The 19,380-nt window shown below is 65.3% G+C and carries 14 protein-coding genes, 1 other RNA gene and 1 pseudogene; all 16 read left to right on the forward strand.

The annotated features are described in order from the left end of the window. Positions 1-98: 98 nt before the first annotated feature. Positions 99-495, forward strand: an RNA gene (gene rnpB, locus SSA02_RS06895) — RNase P RNA component class A. A gap of 595 nt (positions 496-1,090) precedes the next feature. Then, on the forward strand, positions 1,091-1,552 hold the full coding sequence (mraZ, locus tag SSA02_RS06900) for a division/cell wall cluster transcriptional repressor MraZ (protein ID WP_147093288.1): 462 nt from the start codon (positions 1,091-1,093) through the stop codon (positions 1,550-1,552). Beyond that, a pseudogene (rsmH, locus tag SSA02_RS06905) lies at positions 1,549-2,550 on the forward strand (16S rRNA (cytosine(1402)-N(4))-methyltransferase RsmH); the annotation flags it as partial. The gene mraZ and the pseudogene rsmH, both read left to right, overlap by 4 nt. 95 nt (positions 2,551-2,645) lie before the next feature. Beyond that, positions 2,646-3,671, forward strand: a complete 1,026-nt coding sequence (gene ftsL / locus SSA02_RS12710; RefSeq protein WP_186807706.1) for a cell division protein FtsL — start codon at positions 2,646-2,648, stop codon at positions 3,669-3,671. Between the two features lie 22 nt (positions 3,672-3,693). Then, positions 3,694-5,856: a peptidoglycan D,D-transpeptidase FtsI family protein gene (locus SSA02_RS06915; protein ID WP_147093289.1), complete on the forward strand. Its 2,163-nt coding sequence runs from the start codon at positions 3,694-3,696 to the stop codon at positions 5,854-5,856. A gap of 3 nt (positions 5,857-5,859) precedes the next feature. Further along, positions 5,860-7,374, forward strand: a complete 1,515-nt coding sequence (locus tag SSA02_RS06920; RefSeq protein WP_147093290.1) for a UDP-N-acetylmuramoyl-L-alanyl-D-glutamate--2,6-diaminopimelate ligase — start codon at positions 5,860-5,862, stop codon at positions 7,372-7,374. Further along, the gene (locus tag SSA02_RS06925; RefSeq protein WP_147093291.1) at positions 7,371-8,753 is read left to right on the forward strand and encodes a UDP-N-acetylmuramoyl-tripeptide--D-alanyl-D-alanine ligase; all 1,383 of its coding nucleotides are present in this window, start codon (positions 7,371-7,373) and stop codon (positions 8,751-8,753) included. The genes SSA02_RS06920 and SSA02_RS06925 overlap by 4 nt, the downstream gene beginning before the upstream one ends. Further along, a complete protein-coding gene (gene mraY / locus SSA02_RS06930) occupies positions 8,753-9,844 on the forward strand; it encodes a phospho-N-acetylmuramoyl-pentapeptide-transferase (RefSeq protein WP_147093292.1) in 1,092 nt (363 codons plus the stop codon). Before SSA02_RS06925 ends, mraY begins: the two co-directional genes overlap by 1 nt. Before the next feature lies 1 nt (position 9,845). Continuing rightward, a complete protein-coding gene (gene murD, locus SSA02_RS06935; protein ID WP_147093293.1) occupies positions 9,846-11,210 on the forward strand; it encodes a UDP-N-acetylmuramoyl-L-alanine--D-glutamate ligase in 1,365 nt (454 codons plus the stop codon). Between the two features lie 14 nt (positions 11,211-11,224). Beyond that, positions 11,225-12,418 carry an FtsW/RodA/SpoVE family cell cycle protein gene (locus SSA02_RS06940; protein ID WP_147093294.1) on the forward strand — a complete coding sequence of 398 codons (1,194 nt, stop codon included), beginning with the start codon at positions 11,225-11,227 and terminating at the stop codon, positions 12,416-12,418. Then, positions 12,415-13,524: a UDP-N-acetylglucosamine--N-acetylmuramyl-(pentapeptide) pyrophosphoryl-undecaprenol N-acetylglucosamine transferase gene (locus tag SSA02_RS06945; protein WP_147093295.1), complete on the forward strand. Its 1,110-nt coding sequence runs from the start codon at positions 12,415-12,417 to the stop codon at positions 13,522-13,524. The genes SSA02_RS06940 and SSA02_RS06945 overlap by 4 nt, the downstream gene beginning before the upstream one ends. 141 nt (positions 13,525-13,665) lie before the next feature. After that, the gene (gene murC / locus SSA02_RS06950) at positions 13,666-15,087 is read left to right on the forward strand and encodes a UDP-N-acetylmuramate--L-alanine ligase (protein WP_147093296.1); all 1,422 of its coding nucleotides are present in this window, start codon (positions 13,666-13,668) and stop codon (positions 15,085-15,087) included. Further along, positions 15,084-16,022 (forward strand): UDP-N-acetylmuramate dehydrogenase, encoded by a 939-nt coding sequence (gene murB / locus SSA02_RS06955; RefSeq protein WP_147093297.1) that lies wholly within the window; start codon positions 15,084-15,086, stop codon positions 16,020-16,022. The genes murC and murB overlap by 4 nt, the downstream gene beginning before the upstream one ends. Then, positions 16,019-16,963 (forward strand): D-alanine--D-alanine ligase, encoded by a 945-nt coding sequence (locus SSA02_RS06960; protein WP_147093298.1) that lies wholly within the window; start codon positions 16,019-16,021, stop codon positions 16,961-16,963. Before murB ends, SSA02_RS06960 begins: the two co-directional genes overlap by 4 nt. A 14-nt stretch (positions 16,964-16,977) precedes the next feature. After that, positions 16,978-17,916, forward strand: a complete 939-nt coding sequence (locus SSA02_RS06965; RefSeq protein ID WP_246103680.1) for a cell division protein FtsQ/DivIB — start codon at positions 16,978-16,980, stop codon at positions 17,914-17,916. Then, the gene (ftsA, locus tag SSA02_RS06970; RefSeq protein ID WP_147093300.1) at positions 17,913-19,304 is read left to right on the forward strand and encodes a cell division protein FtsA; all 1,392 of its coding nucleotides are present in this window, start codon (positions 17,913-17,915) and stop codon (positions 19,302-19,304) included. Before SSA02_RS06965 ends, ftsA begins: the two co-directional genes overlap by 4 nt. The last annotated feature ends 76 nt before the right edge of the window (positions 19,305-19,380 follow it).

The following is a 19,380-nucleotide window of genomic DNA, read 5'->3' on the forward strand; positions in this document are numbered from 1 at the left end:
CTAGCATGACGGGAGCGGAAACTCTGTAGCCGCGACGACAGGAAGAAAACATTGCCCATGCCTTGACCCTTTATCGCGCATGGGTCAGTTTGCGCGCGTCAGACGGTCGGGCGATCGCTGTTGCCCCGGTGAGAACCGGTGCGATGGAGGAAAGTCCGGGCTCCACGGGAGAACGATGCCGGTTAACGGCCGGCGGGGGCGACCCCAGGGAAAGTGCCACAGAAAACAAACCGCCTGCCCGGCCCTCGGGCTGCAGGCAAGGGTGAAACGGTGCGGTAAGAGCGCACCGCTCCTTCGGTAACGCGGGAGGCAGGGCAAACCCCATCGGGAGCAAGACCGAATAGGAATGGCGGATCCGTCCTCCGGGATGGGATCAGAGGCTCTCCCGCCTTGTCGTTCGGGTTGGTTGCGTGAGGCCGGTCGCAAGTCCGGTCCCAGAGGAATGATCGCCCCGTCCCAGACGGACAGAACCCGGCTTACAGACCGTCTGACGCTTACCTTTCTCCACCCATCTACCCCGATCCGTTTCGCTCCTGCACCGGAACCGTCAGCCTTGTGCGACCGGGCAACACAGCTCCCTGCCCACCACCTGCGGCCGCCACCTGCGCCCGCCACCTGTGCCGGACGCCGCGCCAGATGCCGCACAGGCATGTCGCCATCTGCCAGACCGACATGCGGACCAGCTAACCGGATCGGGCGCACGGGCGGTACAGAAAACGCGCAGGAAAAACGCTCACAGAAAAAAGACACTATGCTGCATGTCCGCCGCGGCAGCGCCATAATGATGACGCAGTCCTCATGCAGTGAAGGACAATAAGAACATAACAGAAACACATTAAAAAAGGCCGATCTGGCAACCCTTTCTCAATGATTGGAACATAACAAGAACTATCTTGATGCAGATCAGGCGAAAAATCCTAGAATTCTGCCGATTTCAGGCGCGATTTGTTTGACGTCCCATAAAATCCCATGATATCCCAAACAAGACCGGGAGGCTCTGCCGGACATGCCGCATAAAGGCTGAATCCTGTCCCGGAGCCAGAAACGTCAGTGCAAATCGCTCCAGAAGAAAGAGGAGGCATCGAACGGCGTGAGTGTGTTCCTCGGCACGCATCAGAACCGTTTCGACGCCAAGGGACGCGTGTCCATTCCGGCTGCGTTTCGATCTGCCCTTCGTGCGCAGGCCAAACCCGATGAATCGCTCGTGATCCTGCGCCCCTCCCATCTGCATCCCTGCATCGAGGCCTGGCCCTGCGCCGCCTTCGCGACCCTCGCCGGCCCCGTGGAATCGCTCGATATCTTTTCCGACGATCACGACGATCTGGCGGCCAGCCTCTATGCGGACGCCTATCCCATCGATGCCGACAAGGAGGGGCGGATCATCCTGCCCGATGTGCTGCGCCGTCATGCGGGCCTCAACGACGACGTCTCCTTCATGGGGCTCGGCCGTGTTTTCCAGATCTGGGAGCCGGAAGCGGCCGCAAGGCGACGCGAAGAGGCGCGCGCCCGTGCGCGCCGCATGAACAGCCGTCAGCAGGAGGCCGCACCATGACGGTATCGACGATCGACGCCCTCACCGCGCACGATCCGGGCCATGTCCCCGTCATGCTCGCCGAAGTGATCTCCGCGCTCGCTCCGAAAGCGGGTGGACGCTATGTGGACGGAACGTTCGGAGGCGGCGGTTACAGCCGCGCCGTGCTTCGTGAAGCTGCCTGCACCGTCTGGGGAATCGATCGCGATCCGACCGCCATCCATCGTGCCGAGGCTCTTGCGGCCGCGCTGAGGGACGATGACGCCGGACGGACCGGCACGGCCGCGCGCCATCTGGTGCCCGTATCGGGCACTTTCGGGGCGATGTCCGATCTGCTCGCCTCCGAGGCACCGTTCGACGGGATCGTTCTCGATATCGGCGTCTCTTCCTATCAGCTCGACGAGGCCGAACGCGGCTTCTCCTTCCGTCAGGACGGCCCGCTGGACATGCGCATGTCCAGCGCGGGGCGCTCGGCCGCCGATCTGGTGAATGAAAGCGACGAGAGCGCGCTTGCCGACATCATCTATCATTATGGCGAGGACCGGCTTTCCCGGCGCATCGCCGCTGCCATCGTCCGCGCCCGCGCAGAGGAGCCGATCCGCACGACAGCGCGCCTGGCCGATATCGTGCGCGGGGTCGTTCGCCCCGACAAATCCGGCATTCATCCCGCGACCCGCACCTTCCAGGCGCTGCGCATCGCGGTCAATGACGAGCTGGGCGAATTGCAGGCCGCGCTCGATGACGCCCCCGCCCTTCTCGACCGGAATGGCGTGTTCGTCGTCGTGACGTTCCATTCGCTCGAGGATCGTCTGGTCAAGCGCGCCTTCGCGAAAGCCGCGGGCCGGGTCAGCCGTCCGTCCCGGCACGAGCCCATGGCGGAGCGGGATATCCGCCCGGATTATCATCTTCCTCACGCGCGCCCTGTCCTCGCCTCCGAAGACGAGATCGCCCGGAACCCGCGTGCGCGCAGTGCGAAGCTGCGCAGCCTCGTTCGCAGCACCGAGGTCGCGACGCATTCTGCTTCCCCGGGCTCCGACCCCGTCGCCCCTGCATTCTCCGGCGCGGATCGCGCGCCGCATTTCCGCTCCCTCAACTCCGTTTCCGGACCCCGCTCATGATTCGGCCCTTCACAGTATTCTGCGCGCTTCTCGCTGGCGGTTCGGGACTCTTCCTCTATACGAAGAAGCACGAAACGACCGTTCTCGATCAGAACATCACGACGGTGGTCAGGAAGACCGAGCGGGTACGGCAGCAAACCGCCATGCTGCGCACGCAATGGGCGCTGCTGAACCAGCCCGACCGGCTGAGCACGCTCTCCACGCGGTTTCTGACCGAGTTGCGCCCGATGGCGCCCACCCAGTATGTCCGGCTTGCCTCCCTGACCGATGTCCTGCCGCCGCCCGGCTCCCGTCCGGCCCTGCGGGATCCGCGCGAGGGTCTGAGCATCGCTGTCGCGAAGGCGCCCCGCGATGCAGTGCCCACGCGCGAGGCGCCTGCTGTCGCCCCGTCTGCCATTGTTCCCTCTGCCGTTGTTCCGTCTGCCGGGGTCGTTCCTACCCAGCCGCCCGCTCTTGCAAAAAACGCTCCCGGGCGCGTGACATCCGGAAACACGCCCTCCGGAAACCAGCATCCGGGAGCTGCCTCTTCCCGGACGCATGACGTCGCAGCCACGCTCGCGCGCAACGAGACCCCGGCGCCGGAAGTCGCGTTGCGGACCGCAAGCGCCGTTCGTCCGACGCGTTCCGTCCAGCGTCCGGTTCCGCGTCCGGGAGTCGAGCTTGCACGCGCGACACCGCACCAGCATGTCGTTTCGGACGAGCGGGGACAGAGCAGCCATCGCGCCCATCGCTACGACGCGGTGGTCCATGCGACGACCCGCACGGCTTCCGCTTCGACAGGCGGCGCGACTGACGCGACAGCCGTGCGTCTGGCGACCTTCCACGGCCATCGTCCGCAAGCCATGCCCGCAACTGCCTGGCGTCCGGCGGAACATGCGGTCTCCTCGCACGTGACCCGCCCGGGAGCGGTGACGCCGCATGTCCCGGCGCGCCAGCCTGCAGCCTCCGGGTCTTCCGGATCGCATTCCGCGCTGGGCGGCTATGGCGATGCCCTGCCGCCGCCGACACCTCTCGCCAACTGAGCGGCGTTGAAGACGCCTGATCATGGCAGGCAACCGCCCCCCTCATAACGACAGGACGCGCCCCACCCGCAGCCCCACCGGCAACGGTCAGGATCGGGGCGGTCCCGTACGGCAGGAAGACAGATCGCCGAAACGCGCCCGCGCTTCGCTCGACCAGATGCATACGCGTCTGCTCGGCGTCGGGCTCGGTTTCTTCGGGCTGTTCGGCGCGGTCGCGCTCAAGCTCGCTTTCGCGACGGTCATCATGCCCATGGAGCCCGAGAAGCGGCAGATCGCCTCCCAGGTTCCGGACATTCCCAAGAGCGACCCCAAAGGGCAGCTGACCGGCGATTTCGCCCTGCCCGACATCCATCGCGCGACGATCATCGACCGGAACGGCCAGACCCTCGCGCTCTCTCTTCCCGTGGCACAGGTCTATGCCAATCCGATGGAGCTGATCGACCCGGCTGAGGCCGCGCGCAAGCTCAAGACGGTCTTACCGGATCTGGACGAGGCGGAGACGGCAAGACGCCTCTCGTTACGCAAGCAATTCGTCTATATCGCGCGCGATATCTCGCCGGTTCAGGAAATCGCGATCAACAATCTCGGTATTCCTGGGATCTATTTCGAGGCGAGCGAACGCAGGCACTACCCGCTCGGCCGGACAGCCGCGCATATTCTCGGCGGGGTCGATATCGACGATCACGGCATCGCCGGGGTCGAGCGTCATTTCAATACGCGGCTGAATACGGACCGCACTCCGCTGCGTCTCTCTCTCGATGTGCGTGTGCAGGCGGTCACCCGCGACGTGCTCCAGACCGCGAAGGACGAATTCCAGGCGATCGGCGCCGCCGCGATCGTGATGGACGTGAATACGGGCGAGATCATCGCCATGGTCAGTCTGCCCGATTACGACGCGAACGCTTTCGGAAAGGCGCCCGCCGATTCCCGGTTCAACAGGGCGGTGACCGGCATGTACGAGCCGGGATCCACCTTCAAGCTCCAGACCGCCGCGATGGCCATCCAGTACGGCATCGCCCATATCTGGGACCGGTTCTCGACCATCCCGATCCATATCGGCCGCTTCACGATTTCGGATATCAAGAGCGACCATTTCGCGCCCTGGCTGGCCCTTCCCGACGTTCTGGCCAAATCGTCCAACCCGGCGGCGGCCCATATCGCCCTGGATGTCGGCGCAAAGAAGCAGCAGGACTGGCTGCGCTTGATGGGGTTCTTCGATCGCGTGCCGATCGAACTGCCGGAAGCCAGCCGTCCGATCGTGCCCTCCTTGCGTAACTGGGGGCTCTCGACCGTCATGACGGTGGGCTTCGGCCATGGCGTTGCCGAGCCGCCGCTCTCCATCGTTCGCGGCACCGCCGCCTTCGTCAACGGAGGCATCCTGATCAAGCCGACGCTGCTTGCCCGTATCCAGGACGACAACAGCGCGCAGGAAGCGGACGGTGCGAACCCGGATGGCACGAACACCGAAACGGGCCCCGGCTCGGGCATAGGCCAGGGCATGAAGGACGGCGCCACGGGAAGCGCCGGGAAGATCGACGCCAGCGGCGCGGTCGTCCCGACGGCCTTCCGGCCTTCGGGAGGCTCCGCCACGGGCTCTGCACCCAGCGCTTCCCCTGCACTGCCCCGGCCGGAAGGCATCCGGGTCGTTTCGGAAGAGAACTCGGCGCTTCTGAGAAAGATGCTACGTCTGGACGTGACCCAGGGCACCGCGCGCAGTGCCGAGGTGCCCGGCTATTTCGTCGGCGGCAAGACCGGAACCGCCGAAAAGGTCGGCCCGAACGGACGCTATCTCAAACACGTCAACATATCGGCTTTCACGTCGATCTTCCCCATGAACGCGCCGCGCTATGCCGTCTATGTCATGCTCGATTCCCCGCATCCGACACCCAAGACCCATGGCTTCGTCACGTCGGGCTGGAACGCCGCACCCACGACCGGAAAGCTGATCGCGCGGATCGGTCCGATGCTCGGGCTGTTTCCCGACATCAAGAATGCAGCGCGGATCGATGCCGAGATGGCGATTCCGCTCGAGCCCGGCATTCCCCCCGGGCGCCGCGCCCTCGGCCCCGGCAACGATCCCGGAGATCCGCGCATCGCCGCAAGGCGCGAAAAGGCGGAAAAGGCTGCGAGCAAAGCCGCAGAGAAAGCGGCCCGCGCCGCCCGTCGCCATTCTGAACGAGGCTGATCAATGCGTCTCTCAACGCTTCTTGCCCATGCGGGCCTCTCCACGCCCGTTCTGCACGTCGACCCCGACATCGCCGGGATCGCATCCGATAGCCGACAGGTCGCACCGGGCACGATATTCGCTGCCCTGCCGAGCGCCGCACGCCCCCGGGCGGGGCAGGAAGGCGGAGCTGACGGCGCCATGTTCATCCCGCAGGCCATCGCACGCGGCGCCGTGGCGCTTCTCGTTCCCGAGGGAAGAGTCACGGCGGGCGGCGCCAGTGACGGGATCGACCCGTCCATCGCGATCGTGGCCGTTCCCGATCCGCGTCATGCCCTCGCGCGGATAGCGAGCCTGCTGGCAGGACCGGCGGCGCGCCATGTCGCTGCGATCACGGGAACCAACGGGAAGAGCAGCACGGCGGATTTCCTGCGCCAGTTCTGGTCTCTGGGCGGGATGGCATCTGCCAGCATCGGAACGCTCGGCCTCATCAGCGACCGCCCCGTGGAAGCCCCGGCTGCCCTGACCACGCCCGACGCGATCTCGCTTTCGCGAACGCTCGCCGCGCTCAGGGCTGTCGGCGTCGATCATGTCGCTCTGGAGGCCTCCTCCCATGGGCTCGAACAGGGACGGCTCGACGGCATCGCGTTGCAGGCGGGAGGATTCAGCAATCTCACCCGCGATCATCTCGATTATCACGGCAGCATGGACGCCTATCGGACGGCAAAGCTCCGTCTGTTCGACCGGCTCCTGCCGCAGGGCAGCCTCGCCGCCTATAACGCAGATATGGATCCCGTGACCGTCGATGCGCTCTGCACCCTGATCAGCCGGCGGGCTTTGCGCCCCCGGAGCGTGGGCGAGCGGGGAGCGACCATCCGTCTGCGCAAGGCGCGCCCTCTCCCTCACGGACAGGTCGTCTCGCTCGATCTCTTCGGCGCCCCTCTCCCGGATTATGAAATTCCCCTTACAGGTCGTTTTCAGGTCGATAACGTTCTGCTTGCGGCCGCGATGGCCTGGGATGACGACGGCGCGGCCCGGACCGTTCTGGACCTCCTCCCGGGTCTTTCCGGCGTGCGCGGACGGGCCGAGCACGCCGCCACGCTTGCAAGCGGTGCCGGAATCTATGTCGATTACGCCCATACGCCCGATGCGCTGGAAAATCTCCTCCGGAGCCTGCGGCCTCATGCCAGCAACCGTCTCATCGTGGTCTTCGGCGCAGGCGGAGACCGGGACAGGGGAAAGAGGCCGCTGATGGGCGCCGTCGCCGCAAGACTGGCCGATCTGAGTATCGTCACGGACGACAATCCCCGGAGCGAAGACCCGGAAACGATCCGGGCTGCCATTCGCGCGGCCTGTCCCGATGCGATCGAGATCGGGGACAGGCGGGCAGCGATCGCGGCGGCCCTCTCCGAAGCAGGCGCGGGCGATGTCGTCGTCGTGGCCGGGAAAGGCCATGAGAGCGGTCAGACGGCTCAGGGCGTGACTGTGCCTTTCGACGACCGCGCCGTCATCCGTGATCTGGCAGGCATCGCGTCATGACCGCACTCTGGACATCCCAAGAGCTCCGCGCCGCAACGGGAGGAACCCTTGCAAGCGAGATCGCTGCAAACGGCGTCTCCATCGACACGCGCAGTCTCGCACCGGGCGACCTGTTCATCGCCCTTTCAGGCGAGCATGGCGACGGTCATGCCCATGTCGCGGACGCCCTCGCGAGAGGAGCGGCGGCCGTCATGGTTCATCGCCCGGTCATGGACGATCCGCGCATCCTGCATGTGAACGATACGATGGAAGGGCTGCGCGCGCTCGCCCGTTTCGCGCGTGCGCGCTTCCAGGGGCAGATGTTCGCCGTGACGGGCAGTGTGGGCAAGACGACGACGAAGAACATGCTTCGGACGGCCCTTTCCGCCCTCGGCCCGACTCACGCTGCGGTCGCCTCCTACAACAATCACTGGGGCGTTCCGCTGACCCTCGCCCGCCTGCCGTCACAGGCCGCCTATTGCGTTTGCGAAATCGGCATGAACCATCGTGGCGAGATCGCGCCGCTCGCCGCCATGGTGAAGCCCGGTTTCGCAATCGTCACGACGATCGGAAGCAGCCATCTGGGTCATATGGGCAGCCTCGATGCGATCGCCGAGGAAAAATCCGACCTCATCGCGTCCCTCTCCCCGGGCGGTACGGCAATCGTGCCCGACGATACGGGGATGAACCCGATCCTCGCGCGCGCTGCCGCGCGGGCCGGAGACGGATCGGGCTGTCGGCTCGTCGAGGTCGGTGCGACGGAACGGGCCGGATACCGGATCACGGCGATACAGTGCGATGCGAAGGGGTCGTCGTTCCGGCTGAACACGCGCGATGTCGCCCTGGAAGCGCCGGGCCGACATCTCGTGCGCAACGCCGCACTTGTCGTCGCCGCTCTCGACGTGCTCGGACAGGAGACCGGCCTTGCGATCGACCCTGCGATCGCGGCCCTGCGCACATATCGCCCCGGTGCCGGACGGGGGCTGCTCCAGCCCATCCTGCAGGGGCAGGCCTCCCTCCTCGACGAGAGCTACAACGCCTCGGTGCAATCCATCCGCGCGGCGCTCGAGACCCTCGCCCTGCTTCCCGCCCGCCGGCGCATTGCGGTGCTGGGCGATATTCGCGAACTCGGCGCCCATGCGGAGCGCGAACACCTCTCGCTCGTCCCCGATCTGATCGCCCATGCCGATCTCGTCTATTGCTGCTGCCCTCATATGGGCCATGTTTTTGCCTCGCTGCCGCCCGATAAACGTGGCATCTGGCAGGAGGACGCGGCCAGTCTCGCGCCCTTCGTGCTCTCCCATCTGAAAGCCGGTGACGTGGTTCTTGTGAAAGGCAGCCTTGGCAGTCGCATGCGCGATGTCGTGTCCCCCCTACTTGCAGGCGGAGCCAAAGCCTGATGCTCTATAATCTGATCGCCATCCACGACACGACCCATGGCGGTTTCTTCAATCTCTTCCATTATCTGACATTCCGTTCCGGAGGGGCCTGTCTGACCGCCTTCCTGATCAGTCTCGTCTTCGGCCGCCCCTTCATCGCGCAGCTCAAGCGCATCCAGCGCGAAGGCCAGCCTATCCGGACGCTCGGCCCCGAGCGCCATATCCTCGAAAAGGCAGGCACCCCCACGATGGGCGGCATGCTCATCCTGATCGCGCTTTTCGCATCGACCCTCCTCTGGGCGGATCTGACCAATGGATTCGTCTGGGCCGTCATGTTCGTCACGGCCAGTTTCGGCGCGGTAGGGTTCGCAGACGATTATCTCAAGCTTTCCAGACGCAACACCAAGGGCGTCTCGAAACGCGCCCGCCTCGGCACGGAATTCGCCACATCCCTGATCGCGGGATACTGGATGGAAAGCCTCATGCCGCCCGAGTTGCGGAACATGGTGGCCTTTCCCTTCATCAAGGATTTCCTGCTTCCTCTCGGTTTCGCGTTTCCGCTTTTTGCCATGATCACCATGACCGGGTTCGGCAATGCCGTGAATTTCACCGACGGGCTGGACGGGCTGGCCATCGTACCCGTGGTGATCGCCGCGCTCGTCTTCGCGCTCATCGCCTATCTGGTCGGCAATCGCGTCTTTGCCGATTATCTCCAGCTCCATCTGGTGCCGGGTACGGGCGAGCTGGCGGTTTTCTGCGCGGCCCTGATCGGGGCGGGGCTCGGCTTTCTCTGGTACAATGCGACACCTGCCGATGTCTTCATGGGCGATACCGGCTCGCTTTCGCTCGGGGGCGCTCTGGGTGCGGTGGCAGTTGCCGTCAAGCACGAGCTGGTGCTGTGTATCGTCGGAGGACTTTTCGTGGTCGAGACGCTCTCCGTCGTCATCCAGGTCTTCTGGTACAAACGCACGGGCAGACGCGTTTTCCTGATGGCACCGCTCCACCATCATTTCGAGAAGAAGGGATGGCAGGAACCCAAGATCGTGATCCGTTTCTGGATCGTCTCCATCCTGCTGGGTCTTGCCGGCCTCGCCACGCTGAAGCTGCGCTGACATGACCGGCGGCTCCTTCCCGTCCGCTCTGTTCGGCGGCAGGCGTTTCGCCGTTTGCGGCCTCGGTCGCAACGGACGCGCCGTGGTGGATGCGCTCCTCTCCATGGGTGCGGAGGTGCTTGCCTGGGACGACCGGTCCCCTCCGGCTCCCGATCCCGACAGACCCCGGCTGATTGCGGCTCCGCTCGACGATCTGGGTGGCTGCTCGGCCCTGATTCTCTCCCCCGGCATTCCGCACGACCTTCCTCACCCTCATCCTGTGGCCATCCACGCACGGGCCATGGGCGTGCCGATCCTTTCCGATGCCGAGATCCTTTACCGCGCCGTACGCGAAAGCGGATCGAAAGCGCGTTTCGCCTCCGTGACCGGAACCAACGGCAAATCGACCACCACGGCGCTGCTTGCGCATATGCTGGGCGAAGCCGGCGTGCCCGTTGCGGCGGGCGGCAATCTCGGTACCGCGGCACTTGGCCTCCCGCTCCTGCCGGATGATGGCGTCTATGTCATCGAGATGTCCTCCTACATGCTCGAGCGTCTCGACCGGTTCCACGCCGATACGGCCTGTCTTCTCAATCTGACACCCGATCATCTGGACCGGCACGGCGACATGGCCGGATACGCCGCGGCCAAACGTCATGTGTTCGACAACATGACGCCGGACGATCTTGCCGTCATTTCCATCGACGATCCGTATTGCCGAAAGGAGGCCGAGCGCCTCTCCTCCCTCGGTCTGCGGGTAGAGACGCTTTGCGTCCACGAAGGCAGCGACAGGGAGCGGATCGCAGGGTTCCTTTGTCGATCGCCGGCTCTTCCCGGGGCGCATAATCTGCAGAACGCGCTTGCCGCCTCCGCCATGGCCCGTCATCTCGGACTGAGCGATGCCCGTATCCAAGACGGGCTGGCCAGCTATCCCGGCCTGCCTCACCGGCAGGCACTGGTTGCCGAAAGCGGTGGCGTACGATTCGTCAACGACAGCAAGGCCACCAATGCCGAGGCCGCCGAAAAGGCGCTGCTCTGTTATGACAGGGTCATCTGGATCGCGGGCGGGATCGCCAAGTCGGGGGGGATCGATTCGCTTGCACCGCTCTTCCCCCGCATCGCGAAAGCCTTTCTGATCGGGCGCGATGCCGAAGCGCTCGCCTCGGTCCTCGCCGGACATGGCGTCGCTTTCGAATGCGTGGGCACGCTGGACCGTGCCGTCACCTGTGCGGCCGATACGGCCAGAGCGCTCGACGTCGGGACCGTGCTGCTCTCTCCGGCCTGTGCGAGCTTCGACCAGTTCGCGAGTTTCGAGGCGCGCGGCGAGCGTTTCGTCCGGCAAGTCCAAGAGATGATCGCATCGGAAACGCCCGCGGACCGGGCATGAAGGAGTAGGGATCGATGGCGGGACTCTCGCGTGTCGACACATCCAGAATCGGACGCTGGTGGCGCAATATCGATCGCGTCACCCTGAGCTGTGTCGGGATTCTCATCGCGCTCGGCTACATCCTGATGCTGGCAGCGAGCCCGGCCGTCGCGGTCCGCATCGGCGCCTCGCGCGAGATGTTCATCCTCAAGCAGGTGGTCTTTCTTCTTCTGGCCGGAGGGGTCGTTCTCGTCGTCTCCTCGCTTTCGCGTCAGGCCGTCCAGCGTCTCGCGCTCATCGGCGGCATTCTGGCCCTTGGCGCGACCTTTCTGACGCTGGTCCACGGTGTCGAGATCAAGGGCGCACGCCGCTGGATCGCCCTTCCCCTGATGTCGGTGCAGCCTTCCGAATTCCTCAAGCCGTTCTTTGCGGTCATGACGGGCTGGCTCCTCGCCGAGCGCCGCCGGAGGGTCATTTTCGGATCGATCCGCTTTCCGGGGATGCTGATCGCCTTTGCCTGTTTCGCGCTCATCCTCCTTCTGCTCAAGGCGCAGCCCGATATCGGCATGTTGTCGGTCATCACGATGGTCTTTTTCATCCAGCTCTTCGTGGATGGTCTGCCCCTTCTTTTCGTCGGCGCCGGGGTGGGCGCCATGATTGCGGCCTTCGCAGGTGCCTATGTCGCCTTCCCGCATGTGCGCTCGCGCGTCGAGCGCTTCCTTCATCCCAATGTCGGCGATCACTACCAGATCGATACGGCGTTGCGTGCCTTCGGCAATGGCGGCCTGACCGGGCGCGGTCCGGGCGAGGGGCGTGTCAAGGATCTGCTTCCCGACGCCCATGCCGATTTCGTCTTCGCCGTCGCCGGAGAGGAGTACGGGCTCATCATCTGTCTCGGGATCATTCTCGTCTTTCTCGTGATCGTCATCCGCACGCTCCTCAAGCTCATGCGCGAGAGCGACCCCTTCGTGATCACGGCGGCGACGGGTCTGGTGGCCGGGTTCGGGCTCCAGGCCTTCATCAATATGGGTTCGACCTTGCATCTCATTCCCACCAAGGGCATGACGCTGCCTCTCATCTCCTATGGCGGCTCCTCCGCCATCTCCATCGCGCTGACCCTCGGCATGGTACTGGCCCTCACGCGGCATCAGGTTTCGGCCAGTCCGATCAGTGCCCAGTACGCCACCGGAGGTCACTGGACCTCGCTTCGGGAAGGACCGATCTCATGAGCCGACCGATCGTCATCGCCGCCGGGGGTACGGGAGGGCATTTCTTCCCCGCGGAAGCCCTGGCGACAGAGCTCGCCGCGCGAGGCCACGATCTCGTTCTCATGACGGACAAGAGAGCCGGACGGCGTACGAGCGGCATATTCGCGGATCGTCCCCAGCATGTCCTGCCCGGGACCGGCGTTGCAGGAAAAGGCATGCTGGCAAAGCTGCGCGGCGTAACGGCGCTTTTGCGGGGTGCCTGGGCGGCGCGCGCGCTTCATCGCACGCTGCGCCCTGCCGCAGTCATCGGGTTCGGTGGCTATCCCTCGGTTCCGCCCATTCTCGGCTGCTGTCTCCTGACCGGTCGGAACGATATCCAGATCGTTCTGCACGAAGGCAATGCCGTTCTCGGACAGGCGAACGCATTGCTCTCGCGTTTCGCATCCGCGATCGCGACGTCTTTCCCCACCGTGGCCAGGCTGCCGCTCGGGCTGCCGACGACGCTGACGGGCATGCCCGTGCGCCCCGGGATCGAGGCCCTCGCCGGGGAGACATATACGCCGCCGCAGGAAGCGATCCATCTTCTCGTCTGGGGCGGCTCGCTCGGCGCGCGCGTGTTTTCCGAAACCGTTCCGGCCGCGCTCGCGCTGATGCCGGCAGGATTCCGCGCGCGACTGCACGTCACCCAGCAGGTCCATGAAAACGATATTCCCAAGGTCCGTGAGCAGTACGAGGCAGCGGGGATAGACTGTACGCTCTCGCCCTTCTTTACCGACGTCGCGCAATGCCTGCGCGAAGCCCATCTCGTCATCGGGCGGGCCGGTGGCTCCTCTGTGGCCGAGCTTGCCATAGCGGGGCGCCCTTCCCTGCTCGTCCCGCTTCCTATCGCGGCCTCGGACGAGCAGGGCGCCAATGCGCAACAGCTGATGGATCACGGCGGCGCGTGGATGATGCGTCAGGACGCCTTCACCCCGGATTCCCTCAGCGCCTTTCTGGGACAGCTCCTCGGCGATCCCGACCGTCTCTCGGCTGCCGCCCGCGCGGCGCGAAGCTTCGCCCATCCCGGCAGCGCGCGCCTTCTCGCCGATCTGGTCGAGGCACGAATAGCCCGGGCCGGAGAGGACTGAACGGAGGTCTTCCTCTCCTCCCCGCGCGGCGCCTCTGACGTCGCGATCGTTCCGTCCGGTCCTTCTTCCCGCGTCCTTCCGCCCCCCTCCGCCCCCGCCCGCCTTCCTTCTGTTTCTGTCGTTACTGTGAAAGCCCGGTTCATGCGTGCTCTGCCTCTTTCCATTGGAACCATCCATTTCGTCGGTATCGGCGGTATCGGCATGTCGGGAATCGCGGAGGTTCTCCATATGCTGGGCTACAAGGTGCAGGGATCGGACATCAGCGAGAACGCCAATGTCTCGCGCTTGCGCAAGCTCGGCATTGCCGTGGCGATCGGCCATGACGAGGCCAATCTCGGCGGGGCGCAGGTCGTCGTGACCTCGACGGCGGTCCGGAAGGACAATCCGGAGGTCGTGGCGGCGCGGGCCCGGCTCATTCCCGTCGTGCGACGTGCGGAAATGCTCGCCGAGCTGATGCGCCTGCGCTGGGCCGTGGCCATCGGGGGAACCCACGGCAAGACGACGACGACCAGCCTCGTCGCCTGCGTTCTCGAACAGGCCCGTCTCGATCCGACCGTGATCAATGGCGGCATCATCGAAGCCTATGGCACCAATACGCGCATGGGCTCGGGAGACTGGATGGTCGTGGAGGCGGATGAGAGCGATGGCTCCTTCCTCCGCCTGCCCGCCGTCATCGCCGTCGTCACGAACATGGATCCCGAACATCTGGATCACTGGGGAACGGCCGAGGCGATGCAGGCGGCCTACGATCAGTTCGTCTCGAATATCCCGTTCTACGGTTTTGCCGTCCTGTGCATCGACCATCCAGCCGTTCAGCAGATGATTCCCCGGCTTTCGGATCATCGCATCGTCACCTACGGATTCAGCCCCCAGGCGGATATCCGCGCCGACAAGCTGATTACCGACCGTCTCGGAGCCACTTTCGAGGTCGTCATCACCAACCGCACCCAGAAGACGACGCGGCGCGCCGGTCCTTTCCGCCTGCCCATGCTGGGCCAGCACAACGTGCTCAATGCCCTCGCGGCCATCGCAGTCGCGAGCGAGATGGATATCAGCGACGAGACGATCCGCCTTGCCCTCGCAGGATTCCGGGGGGTCAAACGGCGCTTCACGCGATGCGGCGATTATAACGGCATCACGGTGATCGACGATTACGGTCATCATCCGGTCGAGATCGCCGCAGTGTTGCGCGCCGCGCGTCAGGCAGGCGCGCGCGACGTGATCGCCGTGGTGCAGCCGCATCGCTATTCGCGCCTCGAGGCGCTGTTCGGCGAATTCTGCACCTGTATGAACGATGCCGGGACGGTCATCGTCACCGACGTCTATGCGGCAGGCGAGGCACCGATCGAGGGGATGGATCGCGATGCGCTCATCGAGGGTCTCCGCGCCCGCGGTCATCGTTCGGTCGTGCCGCTTCCGGGGCCGGAACATCTGGCGGAGATGATCAATGCCATCGCAAAGCCCGGCGATTTCGTCGTGTGTCTCGGCGCGGGTACCATCACCAACTGGGCGCATGCGCTTCCGGGCCAGCTCGCCGCTCTGAACGGGAAGAGCGTATCGTGACCGGGTCCGTTGCGGAGATCCTGCGCGGGCTGACGCCGCGCGGCCGTCTGGGCTTCGAGACGCCGCTCGGCCCGAGAAGCTGGTTTCGCACCGGCGGCCCTGCCGAAGCGCTCTTCGTCCCCGATGATGCCGAAGATCTCGCGGACGTTCTCTCCGCTCTTCCCGCGACGGTGCCGGTCACGATGCTCGGCGCCTGCTCCAACGTGATCCTGCGCGATGGCGGCGTCCGTGGGCTGGTCGTCCGGATGGCGGGCGGGTTTTCCGAAATCCTCATCGAGGAGGACGGTCTCGTCGCGGGTGCGAGCGCGCTCGACATGATCGTCGCGGAGCGGGCGGCGCAGGCTGGTCTCGAGGGGCTGGAGTTCCTCGCCGGCATTCCGGGTTCCATCGGCGGCGCAGTCGTGATGAATGCCGGGGCCTATGAGTCGGATATCAGGACCGTACTCGACTGGGCCGAGATCCTGACGCCGGACGGCGCGATCAGACGCCTGTCGAACGAGGCGCTCGGGTTTTCCTACCGTCATGCGACGCTGCCTGCAGGCGGCATCGTGCTGCGCGCGCGTCTTCATGCCCGCAAGGGCGATCCCGCAACCATCCGCGCCCATATCGCCAGGATCAAGACCGCGCGCGAGGCGGCACAGCCCGTCCGGGCCCGCACGGGCGGTTCGACGTTTCGCAACCCCGAGGGATACAAGGCCTGGCAACTGGTGGATGAAGCCGGATGCCGGGGGCTTCGTATGGGGGACGCGCAGGTCAGCGAGAAACACTGCAACTTCCTCCTCAATCTCGGCAATGCCACGAGCAGCGCGCTCGAGGGACTTGGCGAGGAAGTGCGCCGCCGGGTACTGGAAAAGAGCGGCATTTCCCTCCAATGGGAGATCAAGCGTCTGGGCGAGCCCGCCCCCGCTCTGTCGCCAACAGGAGAACTGGCATGAGCAAGAGCCTTTCCGTCGCGGTCCTCCAGGGAGGCACATCGAGCGAACGTTCCGTCAGCCTCCGGAGCGGTGCCGGCGTTGCGGCGGCTCTGCACGAAGCCGGGCATCGCGTCACGACGGTCGATGCCGGAGCGGATCTGATCGCGACGATCGAGGCCTTGCGCGCGGCTGCGCCCGACGTCGTGTTCAATGCCCTTCACGGGCCGCTCGGAGAGGATGGCGCCATACAGGGCGTGCTCGAATGGCTCGGCCTTCCCTATACGCATTCCTCCGTGCGGGCATCGGCGCTGGCCATGGACAAGGATGCATCGCGTCGGGTCTTCGCCGCCGCGGGACTGCCTGTCGCGGAAGGGCGGGTGGTCACGATGGAGGCGCTGGCCGAGGCCGACCCTCTCCCCCCGCCCTATGTCGTCAAACCCGTGGCCGAGGGGTCTTCCTTCGGTGTCGAGATCGTGCGTGAGGGCGACAACAGACGGGCCGATATCGCCAGACGCTGGGCCTACGGACGCGAAGCGCTCGTCGAGGCCTTCATTCCGGGCCGGGAGCTTACCGTTGCCGTGCTCGGCGATCGCGCCCTGACCGTGACGGATATCGTGGCGGCTTCTCCGACGGGAGATTTCTACGATTTCGATGCCAAATACGCCCCGGGATGCTCGGTGCATCATCTGCCCGCCGCGCTCCCGCCTGAAATCTTCGAGCAGGCGCTCCGCCATGCGGAGGCAGCTCACCGGGCGCTCGGCTGTTCGGGCGCGACGCGGTCCGATTTCCGTTTCGATGAGGATACGTCGCGTCTGGTCCTTCTCGAGGTCAATACGCAACCCGGAATGACACCGACCTCGCTCCTGCCCGAGCAGGCGGCGCATTGCGGGATATCCTATCCCGATCTCTGCGACTGGATCGTCAGGGAAGCACTCGAAAGACGGGGGCTGCCCACGCAATGAAGCGACGGGAGGACATGCCGACCCGTGGCGCCATGAACCAGGATCGCCCTTCGCGGCTCGTCCTGTTCGTGCGGCGCCACCGACGCGGGTTGCGCACGCTGCTCGGCCTGTCTTTCGTTCTGGTTCTCTGCCTCGCTGGCGCGGCGGCCCTGCGGCTCTCCACCTCCGATCTGCGCTTTGCGCCCTATCGGGCGAAGCTCGTCCAGTACATCCCGTTCCGGATCCAGACGATCCGTGTCGAGGGCCGCAGCCTCACCGGAGAGAACGAACTCATGAACGCGCTCGGCACGACGGTCGGACAGCCCATTTTCGGGTTCTCCGTCTCGGCTGCACGCGACCGTATCGACGCCCTGCCTTTCGTCGATCACGCGACGGTGGAACGCCACATGCCCGACACGGTGGTGATCAAGATCGTCGAGCGCAGTCCCATCGCGGTCTGGCAGGATCGCGGGCGTTTCATCCTGATCAACCGCGCCGGAGAAAAGGTTCCCGATCAGGGTTTGGAGGGAAAGAACGGCCAGGCCTTTCTCAAGCTCCCCCTGGTGGTGGGTGAAGGCGCGAATACCGCGGCCTCCGCTCTGGTCGATGCGCTCAACGCGCATCCGGATGTCAGGGCGTTCGTCATCGCGGCAACCCGGATCGGGCAGAGGCGCTGGACCCTGACACTACGCGACGGCACCTCGGTCCTGTTGCCGGAAGGGCGCGAGGATGTCGCCCTCGGCCGGCTCGGAGAATACCAGACGCGATTCAGGCTTCTGGAACGCCCCGTCACCTCCATCGATATGAGACTGCCCGACAGGATGATCATCCACCAGGCACCCGGATCGCAGGGCGCATCCTCCGCCTCGGGGCAGAAAGCCCGGCCGGAATCCGCCCCGCCATCCTCTTCATCCGCGTCGCATCAGACCCGCCATCCCTCTTCCCCCAGTCCAGATGGAGCCACACCCCGATGAACGATCTCGTGGTCACCGAGAAGGAGCCCCCCCGCAAGCGCCGACGCCGCAGCCGCGCGCTCCTGCCGGTCAACACGGGACGGTCGGGTCATGAGCGCCCGGAAGAGCATATCCTCTCCCTGCCTCCCGCCGACGAGCCTGCCATTCCGCGCGGGTGGCGGTTCGGCACGTTCGGCGTTCTCGATATCGGCTCGACCAAGATGACCTGCCTGATCGGACGCGGCGAGGCGGATGGGAGCCTGCGCGTTCTCGGTTATGGCTGGCGTCGTTCACGCGGCATACGCAATGGCAACATCGTCGATCTCAGGGAGGCCGAACAGGCGATCCGGGCCACGGTCGGCCAGGCGGAAGATGCCGCCGACCGGCGTCTCGACACGATTGCGGTCAATCTGTCCTGCGGCCATCCCGAAAGCCGGCTCTTCAATGCACGCATGCCGATCGGCGGCCGCGAAGTCAGCGATACCGACATGGCGCGCGTCGTATCCGAGGGGCAGGCGCGGGCCTATACCGAGGGGCGAACGGTCATCCATACCCTGCCCATCGGCTATGCGGTGGACGATACCTACGGGATCGTCGATCCGCGCGGGCAGGTCTGCGAGCAGCTCACGGCCCGCCTGCATGTGGTCGATTCCGCGACGGCTGCGGTCCGTACGCTCGACTCGGTTCTGACCCGTGCGGAACTGAAGATGACGAGCCTCGTCTCCTCCTCTCTCGCCTCCGGGCTCTCGGTTCTGGATGCCGATGAGCGCGAGCTCGGCGCGACGGTCGTGGATATGGGCGGCGGCACCACCTCGCTTGCGGTGTTCGGCGAGGGCATGTTGCTGCATACCGCGTTCCTTCCGGTCGGTGGGCTGCATGTCACGCGCGATCTTGCGGGCATGCTCTCGACCTCGCTCGACGAGGCCGAGCGGCTCAAGACGAAATACGGCGCCGCCGAACTGTCATCGGAGGACAGCAGCGAACTCGTGACGCTGCAGAAGATCGGCGAGAATGCGGGCAGCCTGACCACCGTATCGCGGGCCCGACTCGTCTCGGCCATCAGACCGCGCATCGAGGAGACGCTGGAACTGGTCCGGGATCGTCTGGACGATGCCGGTTTCGGCCGTACCGGGCGCGAACGGGTGGTTCTGACGGGAGGGGCCTCCCTTCTCGACGGGGTCGGACCGATGGCAGCCCGTATTCTCGACCGGCCGGTGCGGCTCGGACGCCCGCTGGGCATCGTCGGCCTGCCGGAGATCGGCGCGAATTCGGCCGGTTTCTCGACAGCCTCGGGCCTTCTCGCCTGGGCGGCCGGCGCCGATCGGGGATTTCACGACGCAGACTCACCCGAACCCCGACCGAATGGCATGCTAAAGCGGCTCGTTCATTTCATTAGGGGTCGCGCGTAAGAAAAAAGTCACTTATTGTGAATTACGCTCTTCAGTCATCTCGTTGAATTTCGGGACTGATTCCAGCCCTTTTCGG

This window comes from Swaminathania salitolerans (genome assembly GCF_007988945.1).
Classification (GTDB): Bacteria; Pseudomonadota; Alphaproteobacteria; order Acetobacterales; family Acetobacteraceae; genus Swaminathania; species Swaminathania salitolerans.

What these genes read in the sequence shown, in the direction of transcription:
- ftsL (WP_186807706.1), top strand. Translation starts at nt 2,646, where the DNA reads ATGATTCGGCCCTTCACAGTATTCTGCGCGCTTCTCGCTGGCGGTTCG.
- SSA02_RS06925 (WP_147093291.1), top strand. Translation starts at nt 7,371, where the DNA reads ATGACCGCACTCTGGACATCCCAAGAGCTCCGCGCCGCAACGGGAGGA.
- SSA02_RS06945 (WP_147093295.1), top strand. Translation starts at nt 12,415, where the DNA reads ATGAGCCGACCGATCGTCATCGCCGCCGGGGGTACGGGAGGGCATTTC.
- murD (WP_147093293.1), top strand. Translation starts at nt 9,846, where the DNA reads ATGACCGGCGGCTCCTTCCCGTCCGCTCTGTTCGGCGGCAGGCGTTTC.
- SSA02_RS06920 (WP_147093290.1), top strand. Translation starts at nt 5,860, where the DNA reads ATGCGTCTCTCAACGCTTCTTGCCCATGCGGGCCTCTCCACGCCCGTT.
- ftsA (WP_147093300.1), top strand. Translation starts at nt 17,913, where the DNA reads ATGAACGATCTCGTGGTCACCGAGAAGGAGCCCCCCCGCAAGCGCCGA.
- mraY (WP_147093292.1), top strand. Translation starts at nt 8,753, where the DNA reads ATGCTCTATAATCTGATCGCCATCCACGACACGACCCATGGCGGTTTC.
- SSA02_RS06940 (WP_147093294.1), top strand. Translation starts at nt 11,225, where the DNA reads ATGGCGGGACTCTCGCGTGTCGACACATCCAGAATCGGACGCTGGTGG.
- SSA02_RS06965 (WP_246103680.1), top strand. Translation starts at nt 16,978, where the DNA reads ATGCCGACCCGTGGCGCCATGAACCAGGATCGCCCTTCGCGGCTCGTC.
- SSA02_RS06960 (WP_147093298.1), top strand. Translation starts at nt 16,019, where the DNA reads ATGAGCAAGAGCCTTTCCGTCGCGGTCCTCCAGGGAGGCACATCGAGC.
- SSA02_RS06915 (WP_147093289.1), top strand. Translation starts at nt 3,694, where the DNA reads ATGGCAGGCAACCGCCCCCCTCATAACGACAGGACGCGCCCCACCCGC.
- murC (WP_147093296.1), top strand. Translation starts at nt 13,666, where the DNA reads ATGCGTGCTCTGCCTCTTTCCATTGGAACCATCCATTTCGTCGGTATC.